We start from the raw sequence: 236 nt of genomic DNA, 5'->3' as shown, positions 1-236 counted from the left end.
GGGTGACGGCGATGGGGACGGCGACGGAGACGGCGATGGGGACGGGGATGGGGACGGGGATGGCGACGGAGACGGCGATGGGGACGGCGACGGCGACGGCGATGGGGACGGCGATGGGGACGGAGACGGGGATGGCGATGGCGACGGCGATGGGGACGGAGACGGCGATGGAGACGGAGACGGAGACGGCGAGCCCGGTTCCGTTCTGGGCGAGGTTCTCGAAGGCGTCAGCACCG

Annotated in this window: 1 protein-coding gene; it reads right to left on the bottom strand. The window is 72.5% G+C overall.

The features are described 5' to 3' along the window. On the bottom strand, positions 1–236 hold a 236-nt coding region (locus tag G5B31_RS21560), incomplete at both ends, for a hypothetical protein (RefSeq protein ID WP_205912061.1).

This window comes from Rhodobacter sp. SGA-6-6 (assembly GCF_011043545.1).
Taxonomy (GTDB): domain Bacteria; phylum Pseudomonadota; class Alphaproteobacteria; order Rhodobacterales; family Rhodobacteraceae; genus Pseudogemmobacter.
This window is presented reverse-complemented; position numbering and strand designations above follow the sequence as displayed.